At 69.7% G+C, this 19,941-nt stretch carries 20 protein-coding genes; 13 read left to right on the top strand and 7 right to left on the bottom strand.

Annotated elements, in window-relative coordinates:
- The first annotated feature begins 67 nt into the window (after positions 1 to 67).
- Positions 68 to 1,435 carry an FAD-binding oxidoreductase gene (locus OG524_RS13830; RefSeq protein ID WP_405390517.1) on the top strand — a complete coding sequence of 456 codons (1,368 nt, stop codon included), beginning with the start codon at positions 68 to 70 and terminating at the stop codon, positions 1,433 to 1,435.
- A gap of 108 nt (positions 1,436 to 1,543) precedes the next feature.
- Here OG524_RS13830 and OG524_RS13825 read toward each other — a convergent pair whose 3' ends face one another.
- Positions 1,544 to 2,020, bottom strand: coding sequence for an SsgA family sporulation/cell division regulator (locus OG524_RS13825; RefSeq protein ID WP_405390519.1), 477 nt, complete (start codon positions 2,018 to 2,020; stop codon positions 1,544 to 1,546).
- 215 nt (positions 2,021 to 2,235) lie between these two features.
- Between OG524_RS13825 and OG524_RS13820 the strand changes: the two genes are divergently transcribed.
- Both OG524_RS13820 and OG524_RS13815 read left to right on the top strand, forming a co-directional pair.
- Positions 2,236 to 3,825 carry an RDD family protein gene (locus OG524_RS13820; protein WP_405810429.1) on the top strand — a complete coding sequence of 530 codons (1,590 nt, stop codon included), beginning with the start codon at positions 2,236 to 2,238 and terminating at the stop codon, positions 3,823 to 3,825.
- A 131-nt stretch (positions 3,826 to 3,956) separates the two neighbouring features.
- Complete coding sequence (locus tag OG524_RS13815) at positions 3,957 to 4,619, top strand: RDD family protein (protein WP_405390522.1); 663 nt, start codon at positions 3,957 to 3,959, stop codon at positions 4,617 to 4,619.
- Positions 4,620 to 4,657: 38 nt separating this feature from the next.
- On the opposite strand, the gene OG524_RS13810 is transcribed toward OG524_RS13815, so the two are convergent.
- Entirely contained in the window at positions 4,658 to 4,951 is a 294-nt protein-coding gene (locus OG524_RS13810; protein WP_405390523.1) for a hypothetical protein, read from the bottom strand.
- A 383-nt stretch (positions 4,952 to 5,334) separates the two neighbouring features.
- Between OG524_RS13810 and OG524_RS13805 the strand changes: the two genes are divergently transcribed.
- Positions 5,335 to 7,734, top strand: coding sequence for an immune inhibitor A domain-containing protein (locus OG524_RS13805; RefSeq protein ID WP_405810426.1), 2,400 nt, complete (start codon positions 5,335 to 5,337; stop codon positions 7,732 to 7,734).
- A gap of 122 nt (positions 7,735 to 7,856) precedes the next feature.
- Entirely contained in the window at positions 7,857 to 8,201 is a 345-nt protein-coding gene (locus OG524_RS13800; RefSeq protein ID WP_405390525.1) for a hypothetical protein, read from the top strand.
- A 14-nt stretch (positions 8,202 to 8,215) separates the two neighbouring features.
- Here the strand turns inward: OG524_RS13800 and OG524_RS13795 are convergent, their stop codons facing one another.
- Positions 8,216 to 8,800 carry an isochorismatase family protein gene (locus OG524_RS13795; RefSeq protein WP_405390526.1) on the bottom strand — a complete coding sequence of 195 codons (585 nt, stop codon included), beginning with the start codon at positions 8,798 to 8,800 and terminating at the stop codon, positions 8,216 to 8,218.
- 268 nt (positions 8,801 to 9,068) lie between these two features.
- Positions 9,069 to 10,397, bottom strand: coding sequence for a nicotinate phosphoribosyltransferase (locus OG524_RS13790; RefSeq protein ID WP_405390527.1), 1,329 nt, complete (start codon positions 10,395 to 10,397; stop codon positions 9,069 to 9,071).
- Between the two features lie 88 nt (positions 10,398 to 10,485).
- Here OG524_RS13790 and clpS point away from each other — a divergent pair, with 88 nt between their 5' ends.
- From clpS to OG524_RS13755, 7 genes are all read left to right on the top strand, one after another.
- Positions 10,486 to 10,794 carry an ATP-dependent Clp protease adapter ClpS gene (clpS, locus tag OG524_RS13785; protein ID WP_031100168.1) on the top strand — a complete coding sequence of 103 codons (309 nt, stop codon included), beginning with the start codon at positions 10,486 to 10,488 and terminating at the stop codon, positions 10,792 to 10,794.
- A 42-nt stretch (positions 10,795 to 10,836) separates the two neighbouring features.
- Positions 10,837 to 11,424, top strand: a complete 588-nt coding sequence (locus tag OG524_RS13780) for a DUF2017 domain-containing protein (RefSeq protein WP_405390528.1) — start codon at positions 10,837 to 10,839, stop codon at positions 11,422 to 11,424.
- A gap of 330 nt (positions 11,425 to 11,754) precedes the next feature.
- Positions 11,755 to 13,185, top strand: a complete 1,431-nt coding sequence (locus OG524_RS13775) for an amino acid permease (protein ID WP_405810423.1) — start codon at positions 11,755 to 11,757, stop codon at positions 13,183 to 13,185.
- Between the two features lie 117 nt (positions 13,186 to 13,302).
- On the top strand, positions 13,303 to 13,737 hold the full coding sequence (locus OG524_RS13770; protein WP_405390530.1) for a Mov34/MPN/PAD-1 family protein: 435 nt from the start codon (positions 13,303 to 13,305) through the stop codon (positions 13,735 to 13,737).
- Between the two features lie 122 nt (positions 13,738 to 13,859).
- Positions 13,860 to 13,973: a putative leader peptide gene (locus OG524_RS13765; protein WP_015577357.1), complete on the top strand. Its 114-nt coding sequence runs from the start codon at positions 13,860 to 13,862 to the stop codon at positions 13,971 to 13,973.
- Positions 13,974 to 14,086: 113 nt separating this feature from the next.
- Positions 14,087 to 14,365 (top strand): MoaD/ThiS family protein, encoded by a 279-nt coding sequence (locus OG524_RS13760; protein ID WP_405390531.1) that lies wholly within the window; start codon positions 14,087 to 14,089, stop codon positions 14,363 to 14,365.
- On the top strand, positions 14,365 to 15,315 hold the full coding sequence (locus OG524_RS13755; protein WP_405810420.1) for a PLP-dependent cysteine synthase family protein: 951 nt from the start codon (positions 14,365 to 14,367) through the stop codon (positions 15,313 to 15,315). The genes OG524_RS13760 and OG524_RS13755 overlap by 1 nt, the downstream gene beginning before the upstream one ends.
- Positions 15,316 to 15,418: 103 nt before the next feature.
- Here the strand turns inward: OG524_RS13755 and OG524_RS13750 are convergent, their stop codons facing one another.
- Entirely contained in the window at positions 15,419 to 15,889 is a 471-nt protein-coding gene (locus OG524_RS13750) for a type II toxin-antitoxin system PemK/MazF family toxin (protein ID WP_405810418.1), read from the bottom strand.
- A gap of 171 nt (positions 15,890 to 16,060) precedes the next feature.
- On the opposite strand from OG524_RS13750, the gene OG524_RS13745 reads away from it, so the two are divergent.
- On the top strand, positions 16,061 to 16,813 hold the full coding sequence (locus OG524_RS13745) for an MBL fold metallo-hydrolase (RefSeq protein ID WP_405390534.1): 753 nt from the start codon (positions 16,061 to 16,063) through the stop codon (positions 16,811 to 16,813).
- Positions 16,814 to 16,904: 91 nt separating this feature from the next.
- Here the strand turns inward: OG524_RS13745 and OG524_RS13740 are convergent, their stop codons facing one another.
- Positions 16,905 to 18,170 (bottom strand): PTS transporter subunit EIIC, encoded by a 1,266-nt coding sequence (locus tag OG524_RS13740; RefSeq protein ID WP_405390535.1) that lies wholly within the window; start codon positions 18,168 to 18,170, stop codon positions 16,905 to 16,907.
- A gap of 254 nt (positions 18,171 to 18,424) precedes the next feature.
- Positions 18,425 to 19,744: a PTS transporter subunit EIIC gene (locus tag OG524_RS13735; RefSeq protein ID WP_405390536.1), complete on the bottom strand. Its 1,320-nt coding sequence runs from the start codon at positions 19,742 to 19,744 to the stop codon at positions 18,425 to 18,427.
- Positions 19,745 to 19,941 lie beyond the last annotated feature (197 nt).

Here is a 19,941-nt window from a genome sequence, read left to right as displayed (position 1 = left end):
CATCGGGTTGCGTGAACCCTGGCGCAGACGGGTTCACACCATTGGCCCCGGGTGTCACCCTTGGATCATGGACGCTCTCCTCGAACAACTGCGCGCGGGCCTTCCGGCCGAGGCACTGATCACGGACGGGGAGGTCACCGCCTCGTACGCCCACGACATGGCGAGCTTCTGCGACGCGGGTGCCCCCGCCGTCGTCGTGCTCCCGCGCACGGTCGAGGAGGTCCAGCACGTCATGCGGACCGCCACGGCGCTGCGTGTCCCCGTGGTGCCCCAGGGGGCGAGGACGGGCCTGTCGGGCGCGGCCAACGCCACCGACGGCTGCATCGTGCTCTCCCTGGTGAAGATGGACCGGATCCTGGAGATCAGTCCGGTCGACCGGATCGCGGTCGTCGAGCCGGGCGTCATCAACGCCACGCTGTCCCGCGCCGTCAACGAACACGGCCTGTGCTACCCGCCGGACCCGTCCAGCTGGGAGATGTGCACCATCGGCGGCAACATCGGCACGGCGTCCGGGGGCCTGTGCTGCGTGAAGTACGGCGTCACCGCCGAGTACGTCCTGGGTCTGGAGGTGGTCCTGGCCGACGGACGTCTGCTGAACACGGGCCGGCGCACGGCCAAGGGCGTCGCCGGATACGACCTGACCCGGCTCTTCGTCGGTTCGGAGGGCAGCCTCGGTATCGTGGTCAAGGCTGTCCTCGCGCTGCGGCCCCAGCCGCCGCAGCAGCTCGTGCTCGCCGCCGAGTTCCCCTCGGCGACCGCCGCGTGCGACGCGGTGTGCCGGATCATGGAGCGCGGACACACGCCGTCACTCCTCGAACTGATGGACCGTACGACCGTGCGTGCCGTCAACGCGATGGCCTCCATGGGCCTCCCCGAATCCACCGAGGCGCTGCTGCTCTGCGCCTTCGACACGCCCGACCCGACCGCCGATCTCGCCGCCGTCGGCGAGCTGTGCCGCGAGGCGGGCGCCACCGAGGTCGTGCCCGCGGACGACGCCGCCGAGTCCGAACTCCTCCTGCAGGCACGCCGGCTCTCGCTGCCCGCGATGGAGACCCTCAAGCCCGCCACGATGATCGACGACGTGTGCGTACCGCGCTCCAGGCTCGGCGCGATGATCGAGGGGACCGCCGCCATCGCCGACAAGTTCGGCCTGACCATCGGCGTCGTCGCCCACGCGGGCGACGGCAACACGCACCCCGTCGTCTGCTTCGACCACACCGACGCCGACGAGTCCCGCAGGGCGCGTGAATCCTTCGACGAGATCATGGCGCTGGGCCTCGAACTCGGCGGCACCATCACCGGCGAACACGGCGTCGGAGTCCTGAAGAAGGAGTGGCTCGCCCGCGAACTCGGCGAGGTGGGGGTCGAGCTGCAGCGCGGTATCAAGGCGGCCTTCGACCCGCTGGGGCTGCTCAACCCCGGCAAGCTGTTCTGACCCGCCCTCCCGGGCGCTCCCCGTCCCTCCCGGGCGCTCCCCGTCCCTCCCGGGCGCTCCCCGTCCCTCCCGGGCGCTCCCCGTCCCGCTCGGACCTCCCCGTCCCACTCAGACGTCCCCGTCCTGCGGCTCGTCCGAGGACCAGGGGTCGCTCAGCCACAGGTCGTCGGCCGGCAGCGGGGTGAGCAGCTCCGCGAGCGCGTCGTCCAGGCCGAGCAGCGAGCTCTCGGACCCCGGCGGCACCACCCGCAGGGTGCGCTCCACCCAGGCGGCCACGGCGGCCGACGGCACCTCCAGGAGGGCGTTCCCGTCGGGCGAGGTGAGCGCGACGCAGATGACACTGCGGTCGTCGACCTTCGTCGGCCAGATCCGCACGTCCCCGTGTCCGCAGGGCCTGAACACCCCTTCCACCAGCAGCTCACGGGCGAACGTCCAGTGCACGGGCGTCTCGGAGCCGATGTGGAAGGTGATGTGCACGGCGTACGGGTCGTCCGTCAGGTAGGACAGCCGGGCGGGCACGGGGACGGACCGCTCGGGCGACAGGACCAGCTTGAGTTCCAGCTCGCGTTCCACGATGTGCTGCATGAGGGTGCACGACCTTCCGATGCTCGTAGGGGCCGGTCCCATGACCGGTCCGCACAAGGAGAGAGCGCCCTCCCGGCGATCCATGACGCGACTTTCCAGAAAAACTTCCCCGGTCCCGGAAAGTGGTCCAAACGGCAGGACGTGCCCGGGGATACGCGGTGGTCTGATAGATGTGGACCCTTGTATTGAGGCCTAAGAGATACGGGACCACGGTGATGAGCGCCCCAACCCCGGCACCCGGTGACGAAAGCCCCCGCGAGGGGTACTACCCCGACCCGTCCATTCCCGGATACGTCCGGTACTGGAACGGCGCGTCATGGGTTCCCGGCACGAGCCGGCCCGCGCCCCAGCAGGGCGGAGCGACCCCTGCGGCGGAGCCCGCCCCGGCGGCGGACGCCGCCCCTCGGCACACCGCGCAGCGGCCTGCGCCGGTCGACGAGACCGGGCCGATGTACCTCGACGACGTCGAGGGATCCGCCGTGTCCGGTGGACGCGGCGAAGCGGGCACGGCCGGCAGCCGCCCCGAACCGTCGTCCGCCTGGCAGGCCGACACCTCCCGGCAGACCGGCTTCGGCGGCGAACGCGACCACCGGGTCTCGTGGGGCGGCCCCGATCCGCGTACGGCGGACGGACCGGCCCCCGCTCCGGCGCCCGCTCCGGCGGACAACGGCCCCGCCGATCCGCGTCGGTCGGCCCAGGACCCGACGCGCGGAGCGCTGCCCGGCATGCGGGACGGCAGCGGCACGGGCCCCGGTACCGGGGAGGTCGGCGCCGTCGCCATACGCCCCCCGTCCGGCGACCGGGGCACCGGCGGTGACACGGGCCGTCCGCCCGCCGACGGGACGGTCACCATGCGCGCCGTGGGACCGGCGGGCACCGCCCGACCCCCACGGCCGCGCGAGGAGAACCCGGCCGACGGCACGATGGCGATCCGCGCCGTGCCCCCCGGCGCCACCCCGCGCACCACGGCCCCGCAGGCGCCCGAGCCGTCCCCCGCACCGCCCCAGGCGCACGCCCCGGCGTGGACGAACTCGCAGAGCCCACAGAACGCACAGAACTCGCAGAGCCCGCAGAGCCCCCAGGGCCCGCCGGGCCCGCAGAACCCCATGACCTCCGGCCCCGGCGGCGGGTCCGCGTCCTGGGTGCAGCAGGCGCACCAGCTCGCCCGGCCGGAGCGGACGGCCCCTCAACAGCCGCAACCGCAGCAGCCGCACCCGATGCCCGCGCAGCAACAGGGCGGCCGGCCCGAGCAGCAGCAGCCCGTCGTGCCCTGGAAGCCGCCGGTCGACGACCACTTCCAGCAGCTGGCCCGGGCCCAGGCGTCCGCCAGGCCCGCCGGGCTCGGCAAGCGGCTGGCCGCCCGTCTGATCGACACGGTCGTGCTCGGCGCGCTCGTCGGCGCGATCGGCTTCCCACTGGTCACGCGGGCGACGGACCACATCGACGGGAAGATCGAGGCGGCGAAGCAGTCCGGCGAGACGGTCACCGTCTGGCTCCTGGACACCACCACGGCCGGGCTGTTCGGTGCGGTGCTCGGCATCTTCCTGGTGTTCGGCCTCGTCCTGGAGGCACTGCCCACCGCCAAGTGGGGCCGCACACTGGGCAAGAAGCTCTGCGGCCTCGAGGTGTGGGACATCGAGTCCCACGGGCCGCCCACTTTCGGAGCGGCGCTGCGCCGCTGGCTCGTGTACGGGGTGCTGGGCCTGCTCCTCGTCGGCGTGGTCAACGTGCTGTGGTGTCTGGTCGACCGCCCCTGGCGCCAGTGCTGGCACGACAAGGCGGCCCGCACCTTCGTAGCCGGCTGAGGCGCGGCCGGGGGGCGCCGGGGCCGGTCCGTACGCCGTGGAGCGGCCCCGTACGCCCGTGTGCTGACGCTCCGTCCCCCGAAAGCACCTCAGCCGTTGCGGGCCTTTGCGGGCCGGGGTGCACTGCCCCCATGAGCAACGAACCGCCTCCGCCGCCGCCCGGTCAGCCGCCCGAGGACGACCCCTTCTCCAAGAAGCCGCCGCAGGGCCCCCCGCCGGGCGGTTCGCCCTACGGCAGCGAGCCGCCCCCGCCGCCGTACGACCCCGGTCCGTACGGCGGCGGCGGTCCGTACGGCGGGGCCGATCCGCTGGCCGGTATGCCGCCGCTCGCCGAGCCCGGCAAGCGGATCCTGGCGCGGCTGATCGACCTCCTCATCATCTCGATCCCGCTGTACCTGATCTCGCTGCCGTTCGGCGGGGCGGTCGACGTCACCTCGGACAACGGCGACGACGACTTCGGTGACGCCATCAGCAACTCCTACAGCGGCCATCAGCTCATCTGGTCGCTGATCGGCCTGGTCGTCTACGTCGCCTACGACACGTATCTGACCCACAAGGACGGCCGGACGCTCGGCAAGCGGCTGCTGAAGATGCGCGTCGCGATGCTCAACGACGGCACGGTGCCCGACACCGGATCCGCGCTGATGCGGGCCGTCGTGCTCTGGCTGCCCGCGCTGCTGTGCTGCCCGTGCCTGTGGTGGCTCATCAACATCGTGCTGATGTTCACCGACAAGCCCTACCGCCAGTGCCTGCAGGACAAGGCGGCCAAGACAGTGGTGGTCACCGTCCCCTGACGCCGCGTCCGCCGGGGCCGCGGCGGCCCGGTGGTCGTTCAGCGGCGCAGGGAATGCCCGCCCACCCGCTCCTTCTGCGCGTCGGCGATCTCGACGTCCTCGACCGGACGCCGTGTACGCGCGGTGGCCGACGCGGTGGTCCGCGGAGCCGTCCTCGCGCGCTTGGGCAGGGGCACGGTCAGAGCCACCAGCAGACCGAGGGCCAGCGCCGCGGCGCAGACGACGGCCACACCGAGGCCCGACTCCGTGCGGGACAGGAGCAGCATGGCGAGGGTCGAGACGATGACGGTGACCGAACCGTAGGAGAACTGTGCGGCAGTCGGACGCGGCATGGCGGTATCCGTCCTCGGGGCGTCGGATGGGGGCAGTCTCTCAACACGTTCGCACTGTCGATCGACCCTATGACGGTGGATGCCCGTGAGGAACAGGTAGTAAGCGTGACCTAACCCACGGTACCGGTGCACGGGGGGCGCATCGAGTCACGCGGCCAGCAAACGGACGCTTCGGCGCGCCGGTCACCCTCCGGCGGCGGACTCAGGTGAACGTCCGGATACCGGGAAGCGACTCCCACATAGTGCACTTGGTATGTGCAAGTCAAGATCTGTCTTTTCTCTCATAACTCCGATCGAATGTCGTCACTTGTGACGCGTTAACGCGCGCGGCCCTTACCACCCCCCTGGCCGCGGACGCGAACGCTGGGGAGGAACTGCATCAAGTGACCACTCAGAGACGGGCGCTACGCGCCACCGCGGTAGCCGTGGCGCTGGCCGCCACCGCCGCGACGGCTTCGGCCTTCGCCACCGCCCAGGCGGATGACAGGACGTCAGGGTCCGGAGCCTCCATCGTCGACCGCCGCGATCCCGCGCCGGTCAAGGCGGGAGAGCACGACCTGGAAGGCCCCTTCAGCAAGGAGCAGGACGCTCAGCGTCAGGCCGCGCTGGAGCAGGTGCTCGCGGGCGACAAGACGGTGTCGACCCGCGGCGGTTCCAAGGTCGTCAAGCTCGGCAAGAGCAAGTACGTCGAGCTGGGCCGGGAGAAGACCGACAAGATCTTCACCATTCTCGTGGAGTTCGGCGACCAGGTCGACGACACCACGATGTTCGACCCCGACGGTGACGGCCCCGAGCCGCCCGTCAAGAAGTACGGCGGCACGCCCGGCCCCCTGCACAACGCGATAGCCGAGCCGGACCCGGCGAAGGACAACAGCACCGCCTGGCAGGCCGACTACAACCAGGCCCACTTCCAGGACCTCTACTTCGGTGAGGGCACGGACAAGGACTCGCTCAAGACGTACTACGAGAAGACGTCCTCCGGGCGCTACTCGGTCGACGGCGAAGTCTCCGACTGGGTCAAGGTCCCGTACAACGAGGCCCGTTACGGCTCCAACTACTGCGGTTCCACCAACTGCGCCAACGTCTGGGACACGGTCCGCGACGGCGTCAACGCGTGGGTCACCGACCAGAAGGCCAAGGGCCGCACACTCGACCAGATCAAGACGGACCTCGCCCAGTACGACGAGTGGGACCGTTACGACTTCGACGGCGACGGCAACTTCAACGAGCCCGACGGCTACATCGACCACTTCCAGCTGGTCCACGCCGGCGAGGACGAGTCCGCGGGCGGCGGCGCGCAGGGCACCGACGCCCTCTGGGCGCACCGCTGGTACGCGTACGGCACCAACGCGGGCGCGACCGGCCCGGCGGGCAACAAGGCCGGCGGCGCGGAGATCGGCGACACGGGCATCTGGGTCGGCGACTACACCGCGCAGCCCGAGAACGGCGGCCTGGGCGTCTTCGCCCACGAGTACGCCCACGACCTCGGCCTGCCGGACCTGTACGACACCTCCGGTGGCGGCGAGAACTCGGTCGGCTTCTGGTCCCTCATGTCGGCGGGCTCCTGGCTCGGCACCGGCCAGGGTGAGATCGGCAACCTGCCCGGGGACATGACCGCCTGGGACAAGCTGCAGCTCGGCTGGCTCGACTACGACACGGCCAAGGCCGCCACGAAGTCGACGCACAAGCTGGGTGTCGCGGAGTACAACACCGAGGACAAGCAGGCGCTCGTCGTCGAGCTGCCCGAGAAGGCCGTCACCACGACTGTCGCGAAGCCCGCCGAGGGCTCGAAGCAGTGGTGGAGCGACATGGGTGACGACCTGTCGAACACCCTGACCCGCTCGGTCGACCTGACCGGCAAGACGTCCGCCTCGCTGGACCTGTCCGGCTGGTACGACATCGAGGCCGACTACGACTACCTCTACACCGAGGTCTCGGACAACGGCGGCTCCTCCTGGACCGCGCTCGACGGCACCGCCGACGGCAAGGCCATCCCGCGCGACGCCAGCGACAAGCCGGCCCTGACCGACGTCTCCGGCGCGGTCAGGAAGCTCTCGTACCCGCTGGACGCCTACGCGGGCAAGAAGGTCGACCTCCGCTTCCGCTACCAGACGGACGGCGGCGCGGGCGGCAAGGGCTTCACGGCCGACGCCATCACGGTCACCGCCGACGGCGCCGTGCTCTTCACGGACAACGCCGAGGGCGACGACAACGGCTGGACCGCCAAGGGCTTCTCGCGGATCGGTGAGTCGTTCACCAACGACTACCCGCAGTACTACATCGCCGAGAACCGCCAGTACGTGTCGTACGACAAGACCCTCGAGGTCGGCCCGTACAACTTCGGCTTCTCCACCACCCGTCCGGACTGGGTCGAGCACTACTCGTACCAGAACGGCCTGATGGTGTGGCTCTGGGACACCTCCCAGAAGGACAACAACACCTCGCAGCACCACGGCCAGGGCCTGATCCTGCCGGTCGACTCGCACGCCAAGCCGCTCACGTGGTCCAACGGCACGCTCCTCCGGAACAAGATCCAGCCGTTCGACGCGCCGTTCAGCTGGTACCCGAACAAGGGCTTCACGCTGCACAGCGCGGACGTGCCGCTGAAGATCAAGCCGTCGCTGGGCGTCCCCGCCTTCGACGACCGCAAGGGCACCTACTGGTACGCGGAGAACCCGACCGGAAGTGTCAAGGTGACTGACACGAACACCCGGATCGCGATCGTCAACGAGCCCCTCAGCGGCTCGACGATCACCGTGAAGGTCGGCCCCTCGGGCAAGTAGTCAGCAACACCGCAGGTCAGAGCATGATCGGCCGTCGCCCTCTAGCGGGCGGCGGCCGATCGTGTTTAGGTGCGTCTTGTTCGATCCTTATTGACGCGATGTCTCACGGGGGAGCGCAAAGCATGGCAGGCGGAGGTTTCTGCAGGTTGCCCAACGGCACGGTGGTGGTCGCACTGGCCCTGAACCGTCCGGCGGACGGAGCCGGGCCCGGCGCTCCGGTCCGGGTGCTGGTCCACGCGGCCAACCGGGCGCGCGCCCTGACCAGGCTGCGCAACCTGGGGCTGCGCTCCGTCTACCTCCGGGGCAACGCCCAGCCGCCCACCCCGGACGAGATCACCGCGGTGCTGCACCATCCGGACGGGCTCCTGTGGCGGACCGCGCCACAGACCGGCCAGGAGCTCTGGCACCCGATCCGGGCCCTGCTGGGACCCACCGGCTACGCGGGACCGGTCCGCCCCGCGGCCTGAGTGCCCGGGAGCGGTCAGACGACCGGCTTGCCGGACAGCGTTACGCCCGCGGCACGGAGCTCCTCCAGGGCCCGCTCCGTGGTCCCCTCGGCGACACCGGCGGTCAGGTCCAGCAGTACGTGCGTGGTGAAGCCCTCACGGACCGCGTCCAGCGCCGTCGCCCGCACACAGTGGTCGGTGGCGATGCCGACGACGTCCACGTCCGTGACGGAACGGTCCCGCAGCCACTGGGCGAGCCCGGTCCCGTTCTCGTCGAGGCCCTCGAAACCGCTGTACGCCGCGGCGTACGCCCCCTTGTCGAAGACGGTGTCGATCGCGCCGGAGGCGACGGCCGGGGCGAAGTTCGGGTGGAAGCCCACGCCCTCCGTTCCGGCGACGCAGTGCGCCGGCCAGGAGTGCTCGAAGTCCGGCTCCGCCGAGAAGTGGTCACCCGGGTCGATGTGATGGTCGCGGGTGGCCACCACATGGCGGTAGCCGGGCTGGGCCTCGCCGATCAGGTCGGTGATGGCGGCGGCGACATCGGCGCCGCCCGCCACCGCGAGGCTGCCGCCCTCGCAGAAGTCGTTCTGAACGTCGACGACGATCAAGGCGCGATGCATGACGGGTGTCCTTCGGTGGGGGTTTCGACGGTGGAGAGGGGACGGCGGTCGTGGGAGCGGGTGGGGATGCCGTCGAGCCTAGAGACTCGGCAGGCCCCGCGGGAGGGGTCACACCTTCCGGGTCTGCGCCCCCGCGCCGCGGGCCTCACGGGCCCGCGGGGCCGTCGCGCCCGCCGTGCGGGGGCCCGCACCCCGGGCCCGGCCGGGGCCCGGTGGACGGCCGCGCCCTCCGGAAGACACCGGTGCGCCGTACCGTCCGGGCGGGTCGTCACACGTACTCCGTGGGGATCACCGGCTCGCCCCGCGACAGCTGGATCGCCGACATGGGCAGGCCCGAACGTGCCGTGACGTGCCGGTCGCGCGCGGTCTCCAGCGGCTCCCGGGCGACCACCTCGCCGCCCCGGACCAGCTCCACCTGGAGCTGCCGGTCCGCCAGCTCCGCCGGGACCGGGCCCGTGCCGATCACCTCGGCCTCGGCCACGCCGTGCTCGTCCAGCCTGCGGGCCGCCCACTTGCGCCCGCCCCGCGACGACTTCGCGCCCAGCGACTTCTTCACGACCGGCAGCAGCGGATCGGCCGGGTCGGCGGACGCCGCGCGCGCCACCAGCTTGTAGACCATCGAGCACGTCGGGTGCCCGCTCCCGGTGACCAGCTGCGTGCCCACCCCGTACGCGTCGACGGGCGCTGCGGCCAGCGACGCGATCGCGTACTCGTCGAGGTCCGACGTCACCACGATCTTCGTCTCCGTGGCGCCCAGCTCGTCCAGCTGCTGCCGCACCCGGTGCGCGACCAGCAGCAGGTCGCCCGAGTCGATCCGTACGGCGCCGAGCTCCGGCCCCGCGATCTCCACCGCCGTACGGACCGCCTCGGTCACGTCGTACGTGTCGACCAGCAGCGACGTGCCCCGGCCCAGCGAGTCCACCTGAGCCCGGAACGCGTCGCGCTCGCTGTCGTGCAGCAGTGTGAAGGCGTGCGCGCTCGTCCCGACGGTCGGGATGTTGTACCGGAAGCCGGCCGCCAGGTCGGAGGTGGTGTGGAAACCACCGATGTAGGCGGCGCGGGCCGAGGCCACCGCCGACAGCTCGTGGGTGCGCCGCGCGCCCATCTCGATCAGCCTGCGGCCACTCGCCGCGGCCGACATCCGGGACGCCGCGGCGGCGATCGCCGAGTCGTGGTTCAGGATCGACAGGATCACGGTCTCCAGCAGCACGCACTCGGCGAAGGAGCCCTCGACCCGCAGCAGCGGCGAGCCGGGGAAGTACACCTCGCCCTCCGGGTAGCCCCAGATGTCGCCGCCGAAGCGGTAGTCCGCCAGCCAGTCGACCGTGGGGGCGTCCACGATCCGCTGGTCGCGCAGGAAGGCGAGCATCTCGTCGTCGAAGTGGAAGTTCTCCACGGCGTCCAGCACCCGCCCGATGCCCGCGACGACCCCGTAGCGCCGCCCCTCGGGCAGCCGCCGGGTGAAGGCCTCGAAGACGGAGCGCCGGTCCGCGGTGCCCGCCTTCAGTGCGGCCTGCACCATCGTGAGTTCGTACTGGTCGGTGAAGAGCGCGGTCGACGGAACACCGACCCGTCGCCCAAGGTCCGCTGAGTTCATGCCGGGGATGCTACCCCCTATTCGTCAAAGTGACGAGATGTGGCCTCCGTTTATGCGCGGGACCCTTCCTGGTGGCAGCATGGGGTAGGTGAGCGTTGCTGCCCCCGTAGAGATCGAACGTCCCGAATCGGCCGAGGAGACCTTCGCCGTCCCTGAGCCCGATGTCCCCTGGGTGACGCTGGTGCACAACGACCCGGTCAACCTCATGAGCTATGTGACCTATGTCTTCCAGGCGTACTTCGGCTACTCCAAGGACAAGGCGCACAAGCTCATGCTCGACGTCCACCAGAAGGGGCGCGCGGTCGTCTCCAGCGGCAGCCGCGAGGAGATGGAACGCGACGTCCAGGCCATGCACGGCTACGGCCTCTGGGCGACGCTGACCCAGGACCGCAACTGAACCAACCGCTGCCCCTCCGTCCGACCCACCATCGGAGAATTCATGGCCGGCCACTTCGAGGCCACCCCCGGCGGCGGCGCGGCCGTCGCGCTCGACGAGGTCGAGATCGCCATCCTGCGCTCCCTCGCCGTCCAGCTGCTGGAGCTGATCGGTCCCGGCGACGAACCCGTCGAGGGCGAGGACCCGCTCGCCGCCCTCTTCGCCGAAGGGCCGAGCGAGCCGCCCTCCGACCCGGCACTGGCCAGGCTCTTCCCCGAGGCTTACGGGGACGAGGACAAGGAGCTCCGCGAGGCGTCCGCCGAATTCCGCCGCTTCACGGAGAACGACCTGCGCAACCGCAAGCGCGAGGACGCGCTCACCGTCGTACGCACACTGGACGGCCTCAGCCCCGGCGGGGACGGCGGGGCGGTGCTCAGGCTCGGCGCCGACGAGTGCCGCAGCTGGCTGGGATCCCTGAACGACCTCAGGCTCACCATCGGCACCCGCCTGGAGGTGTCCGACGAGGACGAGGGCCAGGACGGTTCCCTCTATCGCCTCCCCGACGATGATCCGCGCAAGCCGATGGTGATGGCCTATCTCTGGCTCGGCGCACTCCAGGAAACACTCGTCGAAACGATGATGCCGAAGTAGTACGCGGCAGAGGTGCGGGCCGGGCTCCGGGTCCGGATCCCGCTCAACGGAGCCTCAAATCCGAATAACGATCCCGTCACCTGAATGGCCTTCTTTGCAGCGGCTGGAAACCCTTGTCCGCTTTTTCCTGTGGCGTGCGCCACATAATGTCCGATGGTCGAACCGGGCGACCGTGATAGATCTTCACGACCGCCCGGGGACGCCACCCCTGTCCCCGGGGGCGCTACGAGCCGGCCGAACGCCGGCGGCACTCCATCCATATCCGGGGGGATCAGGACCTGATCCGACGCCTACGAGGGCGCGGATCGGCGTGGAGAAAGGCGCACCACCATGACATCGGCGCAGGTCGACAAGGGACAGGCGGACGGCCCCGAGGCCGTGGACACCGGCACCGGCGAGGGATACCAGCGAGGACTGGGAGCCCGTCAGATCCAGATGATCGCCATCGGCGGCGCCATCGGCACGGGACTCTTCCTCGGTGCCGGAAAAGCCATCGACCGGGCCGGGCCCAGCCTCATCCTGGCGTACGCCATCGCGGGTCTGGTCATCTTCTTCATCATGCGGGCCCTGGGTGAACTCCTCATGTACCGCCCGGTGTCCGGCTCCTTCTCGGAGTACGCGCGCGAATTCCTCGGCCCCTTCTTCGGATTCGTCACCGGATGGACCTACTGGCTCTTCTGGGTCGTCACCGGAATCACCGAAGTCACCGCCGCGGCCACCTATATGACGTACTGGTGGGATATCCCGCAATGGCTGTCCGCGCTGGTGTTCACCGTCATCCTCTACGGCGCCAACCTGATCTCGGTCAAGCTCTTCGGCGAGCTCGAGTTCTGGTTCTCGATGGTCAAGGTCACCGCGATCATCGGCATGATCCTCATCTGCGCCGGTGTGCTCACGATCGGCTTCTCCGACGCCGGTGACACCGCGACCGTCGCCAACCTGTGGAACGACGGCGGCTTCTTCCCCCAGGGCATCGGCGGCACGCTGATGACCCTGCAGATCGTGATGTTCGCCTTCCTCGCCGTCGAACTCGTCGGCGTCACCGCGGGCGAGTCCAAGGACCCCAAGACCGTCCTGCCCAAGGCCATCAACACCGTGCCGTGGCGCATCGCCGTCTTCTACGTCGGCGCGCTGATCATGATCCTCTCCGTCGTTCCGTGGAGCACTTTCAAGCCCGGTGTCTCGCCGTTCGTCGCCGCGTTCGAGGAGATGGGCCTCGGCGTCGGCGCCGCGATCGTCAACTTCGTCGTGCTCACGGCCGCGCTCTCCTCCTGCAACTCCGGCATGTACTCCACCGGCCGCATGCTGCGTGACCTCGCACTCAACGGGCAGGGGCCGAAGGCGTTCACCAGGCTGACGAAGAACGGCCTCCCGCTGGTCGGTACCACCTTCTCCGCCGCCCTCATGCTCGTCGGCGTGTGGATCAACTACCAGTGGCCGGGCGACGCGTTCACCTACGTCGTCTCCTTCGCCACCATCTCCGGCATGTGGGCCTGGATCATGATCCTCGTCTGCCAGATCCGCTACCGCGCCAGGGCCGACCGCGGCGAACTGCCCCAGTCCACCTTCAAGGCACCCGGCGCACCGTTCAGCAGCTGGTTCGCACTCGGGTTCATCGGCCTGGTCATCGTCATGATGGCCGTCGACGAGGACGCCCGGATCTCGCTGTACTGCGCGCCCCTCTGGGGTCTCATCCTCGGCGTCTCCTACCTGACGCTCAAGTCCCGAAACCCCCGGAACACGTCCTTCGCCAAGCGCTGACCCGCGCCACGGCGTACCCCGAGGCACACCGGCCGCCCCAACGGCCCGTGTCCGGCATCCGGGCCCTCCCGCACCACTCCTCGGTACGGGAGGGCCCGTCTGCTTATCCTGGGCGCCATGCTGACCATCACCCAGGCGCTGTTCGACCAGATCGTGGCGCACTCCCGCGCCGACCACCCCGACGAGGCGTGCGGCATGGTCGCGGGTCCGGCCGGAACGGGCCGCCCGGAACGCTTCATCCCGATGCTCAACGCCGCGCGCTCGCCCACGTTCTACGAGTTCGACTCGACGGACCTGCTGAAGCTCTACCGCGACCTCGACGACCGTGACGAGGAGCCGGTGATCATCTACCACTCGCACACGGCGACCGAGGCCTACCCCTCGCGCACCGACGTCACCTACGCCAACGAGCCCGGCGCCCACTACGTCCTGGTCTCCACCGCGGACGCCGACGCCGCAGGCCCCTTCCAGTTCCGCTCGTACCGCATCGTGGACGGCGAGATCACGGAGGAGGACGTCGAGGTCGTCGAGGCGTACCCGTCGGCGGCCTGACCCCCCCGGGGGCGGTGCGCCGCGCGCTCCGCCCCCACCTTTTGTCCAAATGGCGAACGCTCACCATCCACGATGTGGGATCACACTCCGGGTTCCGGGGCGGGAATCGATACGATGAGCCCATGGTTCCCCATGACGTGAGCGACAAGACGCCGGGCATGCTGCTCGTCGCGCGGCTGCACGTCGACCTGTGCCGGCTGTCCAGCGCGATGTGTCCCGCCGCGGCATGCCCGTGAGCCGCACGGCCTGAGCCGCGGTCCGAGCGCCACCACGTACGCACCACCCCCTGCGCGGGGGGCACAAACGCGCGCCCCACGCCACCTCCCCGCTTTCGACAGGAGCCCACGCCATGGCCATCGAGGTCCGCATCCCGACCATCCTCCGCACCTACACCGACGGCGCCAAGGCGGTCGAAGGCAGCGGTGACACCCTCGCCGACCTCTTCGTCGACCTGGAAAGCCGCCACAACGGCATCCGTGAGCGCATCGTCGACGGCGACCAGCTCCGCCGCTTCGTGAACGTCTACCTCAACGACGAGGACGTCCGCTTCCTCGACGGAATCTCCACCAAGCTCGCCGACGGCGACAGCATCACCATCCTCCCGGCCGTCGCCGGCGGCATGCGCTGATGCGGTACGACTCCCCGCTGGCGGCCGTGGGCAACACCCCCCTCGTCCGCCTCCCGCGACTGTCCCCGTCCGAGGACGTCCGCATCTGGGCCAAGCTGGAGGACCGCAACCCCACCGGCTCGGTCAAGGACCGCCCCGCGCTCCACATGGTCGAGCAGGCGGAGAAGGACGGCCGCCTGACACCCGGCTGCACGATCCTGGAGCCCACCAGCGGCAACACCGGCATCTCGCTCGCCATGGCGGCCAGGCTCAAGGGCTACCGCATCGTGTGCGTCATGCCGGAGAACACCTCGCAGGAACGGCGCGACCTGCTCACCATGTGGGGAGCCGAGATCATCTCCTCGCCCGCCGCGGGCGGCTCCAACACGGCCGTACGCGTCGCCAAGGAACTCTCCGCCGAGCACCCCGACTGGGTGATGCTCTACCAGTACGGCAACCCGGACAACGCCGGCGCCCACTACGCCACCACCGGCCCCGAGATCCTCAGCGACCTCCCGTCCATCACCCACTTCGTCGCGGGCCTCGGCACCACCGGCACCCTCATGGGAGTCGGCCGCTACCTGCGCGAGCACAAGCCGGACATCACGATCGTCGCCGCCGAGCCGCGCTACGACGACCTCGTGTACGGCCTGCGCAACCTCGACGAGGGCTTCGTCCCCGAGCTCTACGACGCTTCGGTACTCACCACACGCTTCTCCGTGGGCTCCGCCGACGCGGTCACCCGTACCCGCGAACTCCTCCAGCAGGAGGGCATCTTCGCGGGTGTCTCCACCGGTGCCGCACTCCACGCGGCCATCGGTGTCGGCCGCAAGGCCGTCAAGGCGGGGGAGCCGGCGGACATCGTCTTCGTCGTCGCGGACGGCGGCTGGAAATACCTGTCCACAGGTGTCTACACCGCCCCCACCACGGAGGCCGCCATCGAAACCCTGCAAGGCCAGCTCTGGGCCTGACGGCCGGGCCGGTGCCCGGCCCTCACGCACCGGACGCACCACACCCAAGAGCGCCGGACCGACTGGGAAACCCAGCCCGTCCGGCGCTCTTCGGCATTCCGCGTCACCCTCGCTTACGGACCCGCGCCCACATCCCCGGATCCAGCTCGCCCGCCTTCCGGCGGAACCCCGAAACGAGCACGTCCCGCAGCTCGTCCGTCTCCAGGAAACTCCGCCGCCCCCGCGCGTCCCCCACCGCCCCCGGCGGCAACGCGATCACCCCGGGCCGCTCCTCGTGATGCCTACTGGTGATCTTGGCGACGACCGCCGTGCCACCCCGCACCGACAGCACCAGACACGGCCGGTCCTTCGACCCCGGCCCGTCCTCGTACGGCACCTCCGCCCACCAGATCTCCCCCGGCCGAGGAACCCCGTGCGGCCCCGGCCGCTTCCGCTCCGGCGCCCGTCCCGGCGGCCGGGTCCGACCACCGGGACGCCGCGGCCCCCGACCGCCCCGCCCCCGCGCATCGGTCACCGTCGCGACGAGAGCCAGCAGGACCACGACGACCAGCGCCACCCACCACCACGTGTTCATATCCCGACCGTACCGGCGCCGGACGGCACCCGGCCTTCCATCGAACCGGTGACAGCACAGGTGAGTTCCCCCACAACGGCAGGCCCTGGAGGAGCGACCAGCGGTTTCGCGCCTTACGCTCGACGCACCGCACGACCCTCCCCGTTCCCACGCCTCGGAGGTTCACGCTCCATGAAGCTCACCGTCGTCGGCTGCTCCGGCTCGTTCCCGTCCGCGGGTTCCGCATGCTCGAGCTACCTCGTAGAGGCCGACGGCTTCCGGCTGCTCCTCGACATGGGCAACGGCGCCCTCGGCGAGCTGCAGCGCCATGTCGGTCTCTACGACCTCGACGCCATCTTCCTCAGCCACCTCCATGCCGACCACTGCATCGACATGTGCGCGTACTTCGTCGTCCGGTACTACCGCTTCGACGGCGGACGCCCCGAAGCCATTCCCGTGTACGGCCCCGAAGGCACCGAGCAGCGGCTGACCACCGCACACGCCGACACCCCGTCCGAGCACGCGATGGGCGAGGTCTTCGACTTCCACACACTCAAGTCGGGATCCTTCGACATCGGCCCCTTCTCGGTCCGCACGGAGAAGCTCTTCCACCCAGTCGACTCCTTCGGCATCCGCATCGAGCACAACGGCCGCACCCTCGTGTACTCCGGTGACACGGGCACCTGCGACGCCCTCACCGAACTCGCCGAGGGCGCGGACCTGTTCCTCTGCGAAGCGTCGTTCGTCGACGGCAAGGAAGACATCCCGGACCTCCACCTCAACGGCCGCGAAGCCGGCGAGTACGCCGCACGCGCCGGAGCCGCACGCCTCGTCCTCACCCACATCCCGCCGTGGACGGATGCCGAACGCAACCTCGGCGACGCCCGCGAGGCCTACGACGGCCCGGTCGAGCTGGCCGTCCCCGGAGCGGTGTACGAGATCTAGGGCCCCTCACCCGGCCCGGGGTGACGACGAAGGCCCCGCCCCCTCGGAGAGAGGGGAGCGGGGCCTTCGGTCTGCCGTGTACGGGCGGGGCCTACTTGGCCTCGGCCTTCTGGAGCTCGGCCAGCTCCTCGTCGGACTCGCGGCCGGGCGTCGGCAGGTTGAACTTCGTGATCGCGAAGCGGAAGACCACGTAGTAGACGACCGCGAAGCAGAGACCGACGAGCACCAACAGCCAGGGCTTCGTGGCGATACCCAGGTTCAGACCGAAGTCGATGAGACCGGCGGAGAAGCCGAAGCCGTCCTTCATACCGAGTGCCCAGGTCAGAGCCATGGACACACCGGTCAGAACCGCGTGGATCGCGTACAGCACCGGGGCGATGAACATGAACGTGAACTCGATCGGCTCGGTCACACCGGTGACGAACGAGGTGGCGGCGAGGGAGAACATCATGCCGCCGACGACCTTGCGGCGCTCCGGACGGGCACAGTGGACGATCGCGAGGCAGGCCGCCGGAAGGGCGAACATCATGATCGGGAAGAAGCCGGTCATGAACTGGCCTGCCTGCGGGTCACCGGCCAGGAAGCGGGCGATGTCGCCGTGGGCGCCGTTGTACTCGCCGGCCTGGAGCCACGGGAACGAGTTCAGCAGGTGGTGCATGCCGACCGGGATCAGCGCACGGTTGGCGACACCGAAGATGCCCGCGCCGACCGCGCCGGAACCGACCAGCCACTCACCCAAGTTGTGCAGACCCGCGCCGAGCACCGGCCAGATGAGCCCGAAGACGATACCGATGACCAGACCCGCGAACGCGGAGAGGATCGGGACCAGACGACGGCCGCTGAAGAAGCCCGCCCAGTCGGGCAGCTTCGTCCGGTAGAACTTCTGGTACAGCAGGGCCACGACTATGCCCATCACGACACCGCCGAGCACACCGGCGTTGACCGGTGCGTCGTTCATGACGATCTTGCCGTCCACGACGCTCGCGACCTGCGGCAGGTTGCTGTCCGTGAAGGTGGCGAGCACCTTCTGGAAGACCAGGTAGCCGGTGACGGCGGCGAGGGCCGTCGAGCCGTCGGACTTCTTTGCGAAGCCGATGGCGATGCCGACCGCGAACAGCAGCGCCATGTTGTCGAGGATGGCGCCACCACCGGCGGCCATGTAACCGGCCAGCTTCGTGATGACGGTCGGGAAGGACTCGCGGCCGAGCATGTCGGCATTGCCGAGCCTGACCAGCAGCGCCGCCGCCGGCAGCACTGCCACCGGCAGCATGAGGCTGCGGCCGATGCGCTGCATGACAGCCATCACGCCTGCGCCCCGCTTCTTCGCGGGTGCCGCCGGAGCGGTATCCGTACTCATCAACTTCCTCCATGGGGCACGGAGCCGCCCAGGTCAGTGATGAGGGGAGGCGGCTACTCGAGGAACGCGGCGGGGGAAAACAACCGCGTGGTCTGGACCACTGAGTGGTGTAGACCAGTTTTAGCACGGTGAGGGTTAGATAAGGAACCTTCAATTTCCGGTGTAGTTCGCCCACCACCCTCGGTGACACGACGAAGCCCCCGGACCACCAGGTCCGAGGGCCGTGCCGAGCCGCGCCCGAAGGCCGGGAAGGCCTACTTGGTGAGATCCTTCTCGATCTCCTCCTCCACCTCGTCCGGCTCCCGCCCGGGCGTCTGGAGATTGAACTTCGTGATTGCGAACCGGAAGATCGTGTAGTACACGACCGCGAAGGCCAGCCCGATCGGAATGATCAGCCATGGCTTGGTCGCCAGGCTCCAGTTGATGACGTAGTCGATCAGACCCGCCGAGAAGCTGAAGCCGTCCTTCGTCCCCAGTGCCCAGGTCACCGACATCGAGACGCCGGTGAGGACCGCGTGGATCACGTACAGCAGAGGTGCGACGAAGAGGAACGAGTACTCGATCGGCTCGGTGATCCCGGTGACGAAGGACGTCAGGCCGACCGAGACCATCAGTCCGCCGACCGCCTTGCGCCGATGCGGCTTCGCGCAATGGGTGATCGCCAGAGCCGCCGCCGGCAGCGCGAACATCATGATCGGGAAGAAGCCGGTGGTGAACTGGCCGGCCGTCGGGTCGCCCGCCAGGAACCGGTTGATGTCACCGTGCACGACCGTGCCGTCGGGCTTGGTGTAGTCGCCGAACTGGAACCAGACGAACGTGTTCAGGAACTGGTGCAGACCGAAGACGAGCAGGGCGCGGTTCGCGACACCGAAGATGCCGGAGCCCAGCCAGTCCAGGTCCACCAGCCACTCGGAGAAGCTGGTCAGGCCGTCGCCGACCGGCTGCCACAGCCAGGCGCACAGGCTCGCGAAGAGCAGGCCGACGAACGCCATGATGATCGGGACGAGCCGGCGGCCGTTGAAGAAGCCCAGCCAGTCGACCAGCTTGACCCGGTGGTACCGCTGCCAGAACCAGGCCGACAACAGCCCCAGTACGATGCCGCCGAACACCCCGGGATTCTGGTAGGCGGCTGCCGTCACGGTGGTGTCGTCGGCGACACAGACGCCGCCCCACGTGCCTGCCCCGGCGAAGTCCGAACCCTCCGTACAGTCGACCGGGAACGCGTGCAGGACCGCGTAGTAGACGAGGAACCCCGTGACGGCCGCGAGCGCTGTCGAGCCGTCCGACTTCTTCGCCATGCCGATCGCGACACCGACGCAGAAGAGCAGCGGCAGGCCGAGCCCGGAGTCGAGCAGGGCGCCGCCCGCCGCCGCGAAGACCTTGGCGATGTTCGTCCAGCCGAGGCCGTCGTCGCCGAAGACGTCCGGCTGGCCGAGCCTGTTGAGAATGCCCGCCGCGGGAAGTACGGCGATCGGCAGCTGGAGGCTGCGACCCATCTTCTGCAGCCCCTGGAAGGCGCTGTTCCACCACTTCTTCCGCGGCACTGCCGCGCCTGCTGCGCTGCTGGAGCTCATCGGCATCCTCCTGGAACACGCCTGGGCCGGCGGTCGTTGCACACTGGTGTAGACCAGTTGCGGTACGGTGCGGAGCCTGGCCGGAAGGCAGGGCGCCGGTGATCGTCATCATTGGGGACAGTGCGGATACCCGCCCGTGAAGTTGGGCCAACCGTGCGTTACCGTGACAAAACGGGACCCACGGTGGGCTGCCCCCG

This window comes from Streptomyces sp. NBC_01520, from assembly GCF_045040375.1.
Lineage (GTDB): Bacteria > Actinomycetota > Actinomycetes > Streptomycetales > Streptomycetaceae > Streptomyces.
The sequence above is the reverse complement of the archived record's forward strand: the minus strand, read 5'-3'. Positions and strand labels throughout refer to the sequence as shown.